This window comes from Pseudomonas sp. NBRC 111133 (assembly GCF_001320605.1).
GTDB classification, from domain to species: Bacteria; Pseudomonadota; Gammaproteobacteria; order Pseudomonadales; family Pseudomonadaceae; genus Aquipseudomonas; species Aquipseudomonas monteilii.
This window is the reverse complement of the sequence record NZ_BCBJ01000120.1, coordinates 1-13657: the sequence shown is the minus strand read 5'-3', so window position 1 is coordinate 13657 and position 13657 is coordinate 1. Positions and strand designations below refer to the sequence as shown.

Below are 13657 nucleotides of genomic sequence, written 5' to 3'. Positions count from 1 at the left end.
GGGAGCACACCAATCCCCTACAGGATGCCTTGCAGCCCGCCCGCTAGGATTAGACGTGGTGCACGTGAGCGTGCGTTGGCGGCCGAAAGACGTGCCTAGGCTCTGGCCGGTTGCCCGCGGCGCTCAACGACTAAGTATGACTGAGCGGGTCACTGGTCGACGTTTGGTGCCTGGGAACGGGATACAGGCTGGCGCTGACGTGTTCAGTGGCCAGTCTCGAATGGGCTCGCGCTGGTGGACCCCGAGCGGTCGGCGGTGAGGGCGGGCAGCGCACCGTTGGGCGGAAGGGCAGGAGTTGAAGGCACAAAAAGCTGGCGTAATGCCACTCCCAAGCTTTAGGCTAGCGCCCGCACGAACGTTCAGGGAAGATAGTTATGATACAGACTTGCGCCGAGATTCATCAGCAGCTCTGGTACGCGAAAAACTTCGCAGTGGCGCAGGGTTATGGGAAACATCCACGTGATGAAGCACTGCTGCAGCGCTTAGCGGAAAAGTTGGGTGTTCCCGATGAAAGCTTTATCCGCTCTGCGGAAAGCAAGAGCATCACGGCCCAACAGTACCTGATGGCAATGTTGGAAACACTTGAGCCGCTCTCGGTCATGTTTGAAAGCATCTGGCGTTATTGCGAACGCACCTTGACTAAGACCTCGAGGGATGCACTCGATATAAGTTGGAACTTTAATCTCCACGGTGAGCGCATCACGATCAACTTTGAGGCCTTCCGGCGCTACCGTCAGTTGCTAATGCAGTTGCCGCCCGCAGAATCGTTCAATACCCTAAGCAACGCTTTCGCGGATGCATGCAGAAACTACCAGTTACCCGAATGGCCTTCCGAGCTTCCCAGCAAACCGCGAGGGGCACTCAGCACAAGTATCGCCTCAAGAATATACGACCTATGTGAGTTGGTCTTAGCGCAGGGATTGAATGATTGCGGTTACTGGGGAACAAAAGATGTCATCGCCAAGCTGTGGGCCATCCGTGACCAGCCGCTGTGGCATGCCAACGCGTTCTCCGATTTGCGGCAGCAGTTGGACCAATGCGCTCCAGCACTCACCCCGGAAGATATCCTTAGCTTACCTTTCTGGCGCCAACGCTGGCAAATCTACGAACTCTGGTGTTTGGTGACCACGCTCAGTTTGTTTGAAGGTCGCGGGTTCGAACTGACCCGTTCGCCCACCGGCGCTTCGCTCCTGGAACTCGGACGCAGCGCGGTGATTGCCGAACGCAAAAGCGACCCGCTGGGGCAGATCGTGTATCAACCAACCTATCAACGCCGAACTGGACAGACAGTGCACCCTGATATCGTCGTGGTGCGGGGAGCCCCGGCTAGAATTAAGCCTGATGATGTGGCTGCGATTATTGAGTGCAAGCAGCACAAGATGCCGGACGACGTTGCGCTGAAAGTACTCAAGAAACGTTACTTTGATGGCGTAGCCGCCTCTTACAGCGACGCCGTCGCAGCAGATGGTGAACTGGTCCTGGTCAATTATGACGACGTCGATTTTGCGCATGCCTATACCTTGGTTGATGACTTCAAGCCTGAAACGCGCCATAAGCTCGAGTTCGCGCTCGAGACGGTGCTGACCTCGTTTTCTACTTATGCAGTACAACCCATGCCGGTACTGGTTATCGATGGGGCGGCAAGTATGGCCAGTGTACAGACTCAACTGCGGGAAAAAATTGCACTAATGCATCAACGATTCGGCACTGCCTCGCACATCATTTGGTTGGCCGACGAAGCACCTGTAGTGATGGACGTGGATGCCCTTGACGAGACTTCCTTTTCCGGCAGTGAAAGCGTGGCGCTTTTCATGCAGGGGTTGCAGGCGGCACAGCAACTGGGTTCGCTGACAGTTGCCCATATCATCACCGACCTCAGCCCGCACGACAGACTATTTTCGGAACTTTCCCAGGCGTGCACTGGCATCGCGTTCCAGGTGCACAGCGTATGAACCATGACATGCGTCAATGAAAAAAATTTTGATATTGAATGCAGCATGACAGTGAGCAGGAAGCCGTCGATGTCACAGGGCAACATCATTATCGCGGGTGTTAATCCGAGGGAAGCCAACCTCAAGCGAAAACTTCGCGAGCACCTGCATACGCTGGGCTTTACCAGGACCGATGAGGGCGCCTTGCGCGCGCCCGGCAATGACAAGGATGCGATCCGGATATTGCATGGAGCTCAACGGGAGGAGCGCCTCATCGCCAGTAGCAACTTTGTAGCTCGAGCGGGTGCGAAACTGATGCAATATTTCGCCTCAGGTACTGAGGTGATTCCCAAGAAAATTTCCCCTGCCCTGGAGCGGGTTTCGTCGGGCACTTGGCAGAGCGACTTATTCCGTCTGGCATCGCTTTCGTGGTCAGTCCCGGTGTCCAGCGGCTTCGGCAGACGGTTGCGCTACCTGGTGTGGGATCAATCCAATGGCAAACTAATGGGCATCATCGCCGTGGGTGATCCTGTATTCAACCTGGGCGTGCGGGACAAATTCATCGGTTGGAACTCGCATGATCGAGGCGCGCGCTTGGTCAACATCATGGATGCCTATGTCCTCGGGGCGCTCCCACCTTACAACTCCTTGCTCTGCGGTAAACTGATTGCTTGCCTGCTTCGCAGCCGTGATCTTTACAACGACTTCGCCGATGCCTACGGAGCTACCACGGGCATAATTTCTCAGGAGGAGAAGCGAGCGCGCCTGATGGCCGTCATCACCACGTCTTCGATGGGCCGTTCTTCGGTATACAACCGTCTAAAAATCAATGGCACAGAGTACCTCAAATCAATCGGCTACACCGGTGGCTGGGGACACTTCCATATTCCTGATTGGTTGTTCCTGGAACTGCGTGACTATCTGCGCCACATTGATCATACCTATGCTGATCATCACGCGTACGGCCAAGGACCGAATTGGCGATTGCGCACTACCCGCGCAGCCCTGAAGGCGCTTGGTTTCAAGGATGATCTGATGCGTCATGGCATCCAACGCGAAGTCTTTATCTGCCAACTGGCAACCAATGCAACGAAGATCCTACAAACCGGCAAGGGTAAGCCGGATATCCGCTCTCTTCAAACAGTGAAGCAAATCGCTGATCTGGCGCTGGATCGCTGGGTTATCCAACGGGCCGCTAACGTCCCCGATTACCGGCGGTGGCGGTCATCGGACCTGATTTCTTTGTTTGGAAGCCAAGCACAATTGCTGCGCCCCGGATTCCAGTTGGATAACGGGATGACGAAAGCTTTCGGACACTAGGGATGCAAGGAGGCAGGCCTTGGATTATGCCGTCAATACGTTAACCAATCAGGTTGAGTCAGCAGAGCAGGCTACACGCAAGGGCCGTTATGTGTGCCCGATCTGTCGCGCAAAGGTATTACATCGCGCAGGGGTTAAGCAGAAAAAGTGCTTTGCTCATTGGCCAGGTTTCGGCTCGGCACAGTGCGATAATTTTGTGCCCGGCCTGCACGGTCAGCATGGAGCCGGGCTCGCATTGTCGGCGCGACCCATGCGTAGTATGGAATTACGGCTGAAAATTGAGAGAGGGAGAAACCGCGCTGCCTGGTATCTGGAACTAACACTACCGTCTTGTCGGCCCTGCGACGCGAGTTTCACCCTAGACGTAGGCAATGGGATTCTTCAAGAGATCGATATGCGCGGAATGCCGAACGGCCGCCGCGTGACTGCGGAACTGTCGCAGGAGAGTTTTCGCATCGTGTCGTTCCAAGGCACCCCAGATCGGCATTTTACCGATGGAGTAGAGCGAATCTGTCACGGATTACCCACCTTCGGAGCCGCAGTATTCACGGCCTTGGCGGGTGACAGAACGCCGGGCTTTCCAAGGGCCCAGGAGTTCAGAAAGGACGGTAGCTACGCGCTGTTGTGGAAGGCACCGGAGAACCTAAATTTTCCAGAGGAACTGGTTCCTGACAAATTTCAAAGCCGTGAGGGTTGGAATCTAGCTCTTATTACAGTGCCCACGTCACCGTCCGATGCCTGCGCAGAATGGCTGGAGTCTTTGACGGGCTTGACCGTCAATGGGGTCGTGCCAAGTATTTCAATCGCCTGGCCGTTCTTGACCCAGAGCTCCAGCTTGAATTCCGCCGAATGCGTTGGCTCTACCGCGATCATCCTCACAGCCCGGGGGATGCCGGTGGGGCAAACCGCTAATGGGCCAACCATGTTACTGCTGAGCGGGCAGAATCGGCTTTCGGCAACAGGGGTGGATCGAGATCCGGCACTGTTTGCCTTGATACCTGACAGCCGTCAGCAGTTCCACGTGGCCAACGCTGGTACGTCGGAGATTGAAAAATACATATCGACGACCTTCAACGTCGACACTGCGATCAATTTGCCAGGGGTGGAGGTGGCTTTCACTAACACAGCCGGCGTGCGCTTGGTCGTGCCCTTCGAAGGATCCCGATGCAAGGAGTGTATCGCCTTGACCAGGCTCAATCAGATGAGACTGGAATACATGGCAATGCCTCCAGGTGCGTCGGGCTATGTTTATGTTGAACGCGCTGCCACTGGCCTCAAGTACGAGCTGGCAGCGAGTGATATGAGCGCGCCTCACAACCCACATCAGCGCCTGCTTACGCCAGAACTACAAGCGGTCGTGATTGACGGTCTGATTGATGCTGCATGCCACGTTGACCTCGACCTAGGCGGGTTCGGCAGGCTGCGTTTGCGTGGTAGCGCACAGTGCTCGCCGGACATCGCTGCGCCAAGTCTCGGACCATCCATACGCTCGCGGCTGCGGAGCTTTATGACGCAATTACAGCGCACTGCGCCGATCCACATGGACGCCGACGATGACCAGTTGGTTAACGCGTTCGGCGCCCTCCAACCAAAACCTCCGCTAATTCCGCATTATCGTGCCTTGATCAAGGACGTTATCGCCTGCGGTTTTGAGGTCAAATCTTCAGGGAAAAGTGTCTCGCCATGAGTTACTACTACAGCCAGGAGGCCAGAGCTCGGATCTCGGCGTTCGACCAGCAGTCTCTTACCGAGTTCTTTGAGGAAGTACCGCATAGCTATCGAAAGTCCTCCTATGACCGTATGACCGCAATTGATGGTTTTCGCAGTGGGACGCCCACTGACTTCAAAGCCAAGCAAAAGCGACTCATCAGCCATCTATTGCATCCGCTAGGTGGCCAGAAGAGTGAAGCCGATTGGAAGGCCTTCGCCAATTTCTGGGTAGAGTGGGCGAGACATCATCTGCATAAAGATTTCCCCGCAGGTGACAAATTGCCGCCCGCTAATGATGCGGGGCCGCTTTTACTCTCCAAACTCTTTGAACGTTTTCCGGATGCCCCGCGCGAGACCGTAGAGCGCTTGATCACGTTCAGTGGGTTCGCTGACCACGCCGACACTCAGACAGAGCTGAGCAAATTCCGCACTGCGGCCATAGTGGCGCGTGATCGACTGTTTGAAGCCTTGCCGGATCGCGTCGGCGCCCTAGAGGGCAGCGTTGAAAGCCTTGAAGTGACAGCTGATGCTTTTGTCGAGCAGATCAATGCACTTCGGTTGAAGGATGACAACCTAGCTGAGGAACTGGGTGACGTCAGCGAGCGCGCCACAGAGTCTACGCGCGACCTCGCCGAACTTCGCGCACTGACAGAGCGCCTCCTTGCCGCGGATGAGCAGTTGGTATCGACCGTCCGCGCACTGGAAGAGAACGCCATTCGCGTCGGCTCTTCCGCCGAAGCAGCCCAAGACAACTTTAGATCTTTGAGCGAAGCAGTGAAGATGCTGTCTGACCGATCAGGTGCTTGGGATGAGATGGCGACACAACTCAGTGCGATCGAAAACCGGCTGAAGCCCATCACAGCACGCGAAACGGCTTGGGTGGAGACCACAGAGGCAGTAGCACGGCTGTCAGAACGTCTGGAAACCTTGCAATGTAGCGTTGGCACAGAAAGGAGCGAGTCACTCCCTGCCTCGCAGGTTCGTCTGTTTGAAGCAGAGCCTCAGGGGCCTCTTGTCGAGATCCTAAGCGTGGAGACCGCGTGCGATTTGATCTCCAACAACCTGCAAGCGTGCGGCTTCGTAAAGGGGGCAGCACTGACCGTTGCGCGTCAAATCATAGCCGCGCTCGCCGCCGGTCAGTTGATCCAGTTTACCGGGTCGTTGGCGGACGTGGTCGCTGATGCACTGGCCGCGGCCGTGGGCGGATCAACTTATCACGAGTGGCGCGTGCCTGTAGGTCTTGTCTCGGATGAGGCAGCGGCGGAATGTCTGGAAATAGTGGGGGAGACCTCAGGTTGCCTGGCCCTGAAAGGTGCAAATCGCTCCGCCTTCGAAGTCTATGGCTCAGCCATTCGCGAGGTGATTACCCGCCGTCAATTAGCCATGTCCGTCTATCCCCGACTTGTGCTGGTCGCCTCGTGGGCCCTGGGGCCCGCAGCATTTCCCGACGGTGGCACACTTGCCGAACTCGGCCCAGTTTTCGATACCGATGTGCTTCCTATGCGTGGCGTGAATTCCCGTTTGATCAATCTGAAGCATGGTCATCTCGCGCAAGAGTCATGGGACCAGCTTGAGGGTTTCGACAGCGGCATGTCCGGCGCTCTCGTAGCGGAGTTGGAGGGGCTGCTCGAGGAGGCGGGCTTCCAGCCGGGCAACCTTTGGAGAAGATGCGCCGGACGAGCCTATCTGCGCTTACGGACTGCTGCAGGAGGCAGCGAGGAAGGGGATCTGTATGCCCTTTTAACGGCATGGGCACTGCCTTGGGCAAAAAGTACAGGCGGTCCGTTCGAAGATTTAGCCCGCCTGGCAGAGCAGCTCATGGCTCAACATCAGGCTGAAACTTCGCATTTCGAGGGGGCCTAGATGAGATGGCAGGCACTGTCCCGGCAGGAGGCACAAAGCATCTTGGCCAAGGGCCTAGGTTGCACGACCCAGGGCGAAGGTCTGCGGATCGCTGCTATTGCGGAATGCCTCCGGGCTGCCTGCTTCCTACGCGCGATGCCTACCGAAAATCGCGGCGCGTGGACACCTGCAGCTTCACTCAGCCTGACCAGCCTGGCCCGCAAACACCTTGGGCCATTCTGGTCAGGCATGCTAGATGACACGGAGGCCAAACCTGGCGTATTGAGCATTCTCGACAGCCTAGGGCAGATCGGCGATTTGGTTCGGGTTGAGAAAGGGTGGTTGCCTCCTCCTCCTCGAGCGATCAGATCGCAGGACGGCTACGCGGTTGTACTGGGAGGCGGACCTTCATCGCGTTTCCCGCGAAGCTTTAAGACCAGGGGATTTGGGCGAGTACGGGTCGTACCTACGTCACACTGCGCGGGATGGCTGGACGTTGTCGACCCGAGCGACTGGATCGGTGCGCCTCTTGAGGGATTGGCAACCTGGTCTTCTCGCTTTCTCATGCAAGCGTCCAGGCGTTTTACCTCTTGTCCAATGGATGTCGCGCCCGTATCCATGTATGTGCAGGGACGTTGGTCTGAGCTGGTGAGTCAGCCCAGCACCTCCGGGCAATTCCTGGGCAAGTGTCGGACCGAGAATATAGTGAGTTATTTCATTGGCAAGTTTCACTGCGGCCGGCTTGATCAATTGGCATCCATCGAGGCATCAGACGCACGTCGCCTGCGCTTTTATCTGGATCTCCAAGCTGGTCGGCCTTGTAGGATGCAAATAGAAAGTTCCTCACGGTTTGTGACCTTGCGATCGTATCGCCGGCTTCCGCCAGAGCAGGATAAAGCACTGCTGCTCGGCTGGGAATTACCTAAAGCCGAGAGTGATCATGCCGGGTTGAAAATTCATGTGATACCAGTCGAGACATTCCCCATTGTGCGCAGTGCGCTCGAGGGATTAGGCATTGTTTTAGTCGAGCGCGGCGGCGCACAAGGAAGGATCTGATGAACAGCACGTCCATGGCAGAGGCAGTCGGGGTGCATGAGACCGCAAAAAGTCTCACCGAAAGCTTGCGGCAATACATCGAGGCGCAATATCACATCCGTGATGAGGGACTGGTCAGAGAGCGCCACGCGCTTTTGCAAGCCAATGCAACCATCGCCCAGGCCCCCTACGTGGAGGCCACGCAAGTCTATAAAACCGGTGAAGCTTATCAGCATTTGGCCATCCCGCTGGCGGCTGCTTCAGTACTGAGCGACTTGTCCGGGATGGGCTTGGGGCTTTATCCGCGGCCGTATGAGCATCAGTCGCAGGCCTTGACCGCATTCTTGGGTGATGAGTCGGCGGACTTAGTCATCGCCACTGGTACGGGCTCAGGAAAAACCGAGAGTTTTCTGATGCCAGTGATCGGCTCCCTGGCGATTGAGGGAGCAGAGCGGCCAAAGTCCGCATCAATGCCCGGGTGCCGGGCCATGCTGTTGTATCCCATGAACGCGCTGGTAAATGATCAACTGGCGCGGATCCGACGCATATTTGGCAACACCGACGCGGCAGGTATCCTGCAGCAGGGCCGGACGTTCCCGATTCGCTTTGGCAGTTATACAGGGCGCACGCCTTACCCAGGCAAGCGGGAAAGTAGCCGCGATGAACGCTTCATCAAGCCACTGTTCGAACAGTTCTACAAAAAGGTCGCCAACGTCCCGGCAGTACAAGGCGAACTGGCTAAAATCGGGCGCTGGCCAAGCAAAGATCTCGTCGGTTTTTATGCTGATGACACCGTACAGACCAAAACTTATTCGTCAGGTAAGCGGCAGGGCAAAGAATTCATTTCCAAAAACTGGAAAGGGCGACTCCTCACGCAGCCTGGCGACCGTGAGTTGATGACACGTGACGAAATGCAGGTGCGTTGTCCCGAACTGCTAATCACCAACTATTCAATGCTCGAATACATGCTGATGCGCCCCATCGAGCGGGACATCTTCGAGCAGACCAAGGACTGGTTGAAAAACGACATTCGCAACGAGTTTATCCTGGTACTCGATGAAGCCCACATGTACCGCGGAGCGGGCGGCGCAGAGGTTGCGCTGCTGATTCGCCGGCTCTGCGCCCGCCTGGACATTCCACGCGAGCGCATGCGCTGCATTCTGACCAGTGCGAGCCTGGGTAGTGAGGCTGCTGCGGCTGAAAACGGTAGGCGGTTTGCCGGTGATTTGACCGGGTTATTGGAAAGCTCGCCGCGTCGTCTTCGCGTGATTCAAGGTACCCATGAGCCCCGGTCCGGTGATCGCAGCATCACCGATGAGCAGATACAAGCGCTCGCCGCCTTGGATCTGCCTGCATTCCAGCGCGCGGCAAACGACCTATCATCGGCGACGCGTGCGCTGAATGACCTGGCTCGAGCCCTCGGCTGGGCCCCATTCCAAGGCTCCGATCACGCCGGTTTGCGGAACTGGCTATTCGAGAACCTCACCGGATTTGGTCCCTTGGAGAGGCTGATCGAGTTGGTCTCAGGCAAAGCCGAAAAGCTTGATGACCTCAGCGAAAAGCTCTTCGGTCGGACGCAGGACAACCGCCCAGAAAAGGCTACCGATGCGCTGCTGGCGCTGGGAAGCCACGCCCAACGACTTGCAGATGGCCGGGTTTTATTACCGACGCGGCTCCATCTGTTTCACCGCGGCTTGCCGGGCCTCTATGCATGCATTGATCCGAATTGTTCCAGCCGTCATGGGAACCACGAAGGCGCAACTGTCTTGGGAAGTTTGCGAACCAAGCCCGCGACGCAGTGCAACTGCGAGTCCAAAGGCCGAGTGTTTGAATTTCTTACCCATCGTGACTGCGGTGCTGCCTTCTTACGCGGCTACGTGAACGCAGAGATGGATTTCGTTTGGCACCAACCCAATGGCCCGTTCTCCGAATCGGGCACGGCGGCGTTGATGCCAGTGGATATTTTTGTCGAGGAAACGACACACCCGCGGAGCCGTCACCGCGACAAATGGCTGCACATTTCGACGGGTATTATGAGCTCGACCAGCCAGGAAGGGGTCGACGGGTTTCGCAGGGTGCGAGTGCCGGACAAAACATCGATGGGGGAGCCGATTACTTTCGATAATTGCCCCGTCTGCACACGAAGGATTCGCAACGGTAAAGATGAACCCTCAAAGATCATGGACCACATCACCAAGGGGGAGGCACCGTTTACTACTCTGGTTCGAACCCAGATGGCCAGGCAACCAGAGAGCAGGGTTGTAGATGCCCGCCATCCAAACGGTGGGCGCAAGGTCCTTATCTTTTCGGACGGCCGTCAGAAAGCGGCTCGTCTGGCACGAGACATTCCTCGCGACATAGAACTGGATGTATTTAGGCAAGCTATTGCCTTAGCCTGCCAAAAACTGCGAGATATTTCGCGGGAACCACGGCCTACGCAAGTGCTTTACACCGGTTTTCTAGACGTGCTCACCGAGTTTGATCTACCGCTGTTTGACGGCGTTGACGCGCGCAAGGTCGCCGACGCCATTGCCCTATACAAACGCGATTGCGACTCTGATTTGGAAGAGGCACTTCAACAAAGTGGTCTACCTCCGGAGTTGCCAGCACGCTATCGCATCGCTTTGCTCAAGCTGCTGTGCAGCAGCTACTACTCATTGACAGGGACAACCATTGGCTATGTCGAGCCTGTCAACACCAAGCTGAGGAAAATCAAGCAGGATCTCGTCGCGTCGGGTGTATCACTCGCAGACCAGGACCTGCGAGCACTTACTATTGGCTGGATAGAAATGCTGCTGCAGGAATTTGCGTTCGATAAATCGATTGATCGTATACTGCGTATCAAAGCGGCGGGCTATGGAAAACCATCGTGGGGCAGCAACGGCAAGTTTGATAAAGCGCTGAGAGAGGCGCTCGCCACCCATCTGCCCGGTCAAATGACAACGCTAGAGCTACTCGAAGCGACGCTGCGCAACCATCTAGCCGATGAGGAAAACGGTGCCTGGTTCCTGTCGCCTAACTCACTTAACTTGGTGGTGGACCTCAATCACGTCTGGGCGCAATGCGGCCAGTGCACAGCGGTCACACCGCTCGCATTAGCAGGCAAAATTTGCCTGGCGTGCGGGAGTGATCGTGCCACGCTTGTGGATCCTGCTACGAGTGAGTATCTAACTGCCCGCAAGGGACTCTGGCGCGAACCGGTGTGGGAAGCATTGCAGCCGGGTGCGAGGCTCTCCAATCTCAATGTGGAAGAGCACACGGCACAGTTGTCGAATCGTGATCGCAACAAGGTCCATGCGACCACGGAGCTTTATGAGCTTCGCTTCCAAGATGTGCTGATCGATGCTACCGACCGCCCGATCGATGTACTCAGTTGCACGACTACCATGGAGGTAGGCGTCGACATCGGTTCATTGGTAGCGGTTGCTCTGCGCAACGTGCCTCCTCAACGAGAAAACTATCAGCAACGCGCTGGGCGCGCGGGGCGCCGAGGCGCATCCGTTTCCACGGTGGTGACCTACTCACAAAACGGACCGCACGACAGTCACTATTTCCTTAACCCTCGGCACATTGTGGCAGGACCACCACGCACGCCCGAGATTAAGGTCGATAACGCCAAGATTGCTCGTCGTCACGTCCACGCCTATCTGTTCCAAACGTTCTTCCATGAGATCATGGCCCAGAACCCGGTTCTGCCATCATCCAAGACGGCATTGCTGCAAAAGGCTTTGGGTGCGACCCATGATTTCTTTTTCGGCGGTAACGACTCCGGGCTTAATCTCGAGCAATTCAAGGCTTGGGTCACGAGTAAGGTACTTCAGGACAATGGCCCTTTAAAGCAGTCCGTACTGGCATGGCTCCCGCCGAGTCTCGATACCCAAGGGGCCACCTTGTTGGAGTGGCTCGAGGAGACCGTTCGCGGCTTGATGCAGAGGCTTCATGAGTTAGCGGCTCAGTTACCGCAACAGGCGCTGAGTCAAGTCGACGAGAGCGAAGGGCAGGAGTCAGATGAGGCCAATGACGATGACAGCAATGCTTCCGACGCTGAAATCGAGCAAAAAGAATTGCTGGAGTTTCTCTTCCACCACGGATTGCTGCCTACCTATGCGTTTCCGACGAATTTGTGCAGCTTCTTGGTGGAGAGCTTGGCCAGGGTTAATGGCAGGTTAGAAATTCAGACCGTTCAACGTCCGCAGCAATCGATCAGCAAAGCCTTGAGTGAATATGCCCCGGGACGGCTTATCGTGATCGATCGACATACCTATCGATCCGGTGGGGTCTTCGCCGACCTGCCAGGTAATGTGGTCAACCGAGCTGCGCCACTGTTCAAAAATGCCAAACGCCATGTTCACTGCAAAACCTGTACTTTTGTCCGCAACCCCAACATGCCCTCTGACCCTAAAGATCCATGTCCGGTATGCGGTGGCGTACTTGCCACAGAGATGATGATTTTGCCGGAAGTGTTCGGCCCGGAAAAAGCCGAAGACTTACCTGAAAACGATCGAGAGCAGGAAATCACCTTCGCAACGATGGCGCAATTTCCACAGCCGGTTAATCCAGATGAGTTGTCCTTCCATTCCTGTGGGACTAGCGCGAGCTTTACCCATGCGGTTGACCAGACGCTGGTGACAGTAAACAGAGGTATCGAGGGGGCCGAATCTGGTGGCTTCTCTGTATGCGTTGAATGCGGCCACGCATCTGTGTCTGATCGTAACGCTCATCCCGGCGCACATGACCGGCCCTACAAGTTAGTGGCTCCGAAAGGCACGCCGACACATTGCTCCGGACGCTTTAAACAGGTCCTCCTCGGCCATGATTTCAAGACAGACCTGCTACTACTCAGGTTGAAAGTTGAAGCACCACTGGTTACGAATACAGCCGAGGTCGTGGTCTTACAAATCCTCGAAGATGCTCTTCATTCAATTGCCGAGGCACTCAGGCTGGCGGCAAGTCGTCACCCGCAACTGGACCTCGACCCCTCAGAGTTCGGCTCGGGTTTCAGGATCGACCCCGGAGTCCAAGGCGAGGCGCGCGTGCTGGAAGTCTTCCTATATGACACTCTTTCGGGAGGAGCAGGGTACGCTGAGATCGCAGCCCGGCACATCGTGGAGATCCTACAGGCAACACGCGAACTGTTAGAAAGCTGCGACTGTGAGACGTCCTGCACTGAGTGTCTGAATCACTTCCATAATCAACACCTGCAGAGCCGTCTCGACAGGCATCTCGGAGCGACGCTATTGAAGTATGCAGTGGATGGCGTAGCGCCCGGCTGTGCGCCCCTAGAGGAGCAGTGGCAGACACTGTCGCAATTGCGCGCCAGTCTCGAACTCGACGGTTACCACTGTAGGTTCGATGCCATGGGGTCAGTGCCGATGATGGTACAGCGTAATGGTCGAAGCCTGGCAGTTGGCTGCTTCCCTGGGCTTATTCACACGCCAGAGTTTGTGCATGGCGTGGCGTCAGCGAAAGGCGTGGATGGCCACCTGGCCTTGAATGAGTATTTGCTCCGGTCAGATATGTCCGGTGCCCACCAGAGAGTGAAGGAATTGCTCGAATAGTCCATGGAGGGTTATGTCAAGCCGTGCAAACGAGGGAAAAGGTCCGTTGAAGGCATGGACTGTGCCAGCGGACCCGACCTCGCCGAATCGTCAGCTTTGAAGAAGTCGAAAGCGCTTTTCAATGCTGCGGTGCCGCATCTACGACCGTAGGGAATATCCGATCAGAATGCGACAACTGAGTACGAGTACGGCCGCCATCCGCAAATTTCACCCCGCTGCGACAGTTCGGAGCCCTGTCTTGCACTCTGCGCTTGCTCCGTA

At 56.3% G+C, this 13657-nt stretch carries 6 protein-coding genes; all 6 read left to right on the top strand.

Annotated elements, in window-relative coordinates:
- Positions 1 to 374 precede the first annotated feature (374 nt).
- The 6 genes from APH36_RS26365 to APH36_RS26340 all read left to right on the top strand — a co-directional run bounded on the left by APH36_RS26365 (position 375) and on the right by APH36_RS26340 (position 13396).
- Positions 375 to 1952: a hypothetical protein gene (locus APH36_RS26365; protein WP_060501292.1), complete on the top strand. Its 1578-nt coding sequence runs from the start codon at positions 375 to 377 to the stop codon at positions 1950 to 1952.
- Between the two features lie 69 nt (positions 1953 to 2021).
- Entirely contained in the window at positions 2022 to 3251 is a 1230-nt protein-coding gene (locus APH36_RS26360; protein ID WP_060501290.1) for a Druantia anti-phage system protein DruA, read from the top strand.
- Positions 3252 to 3270: 19 nt separating this feature from the next.
- On the top strand, positions 3271 to 4938 hold the full coding sequence (locus APH36_RS26355) for a hypothetical protein (RefSeq protein ID WP_156342209.1): 1668 nt from the start codon (positions 3271 to 3273) through the stop codon (positions 4936 to 4938).
- Positions 4935 to 6824, top strand: coding sequence for a hypothetical protein (locus tag APH36_RS26350; protein ID WP_060501286.1), 1890 nt, complete (start codon positions 4935 to 4937; stop codon positions 6822 to 6824). Before APH36_RS26355 ends, APH36_RS26350 begins: the two co-directional genes overlap by 4 nt.
- A 684-nt stretch (positions 6825 to 7508) precedes the next feature.
- Positions 7509 to 7859 carry a hypothetical protein gene (locus APH36_RS32195; protein ID WP_177337137.1) on the top strand — a complete coding sequence of 117 codons (351 nt, stop codon included), beginning with the start codon at positions 7509 to 7511 and terminating at the stop codon, positions 7857 to 7859.
- The gene (locus APH36_RS26340; RefSeq protein ID WP_156342207.1) at positions 7859 to 13396 is read left to right on the top strand and encodes a DEAD/DEAH box helicase; all 5538 of its coding nucleotides are present in this window, start codon (positions 7859 to 7861) and stop codon (positions 13394 to 13396) included. Before APH36_RS32195 ends, APH36_RS26340 begins: the two co-directional genes overlap by 1 nt.
- Positions 13397 to 13657 lie beyond the last annotated feature (261 nt).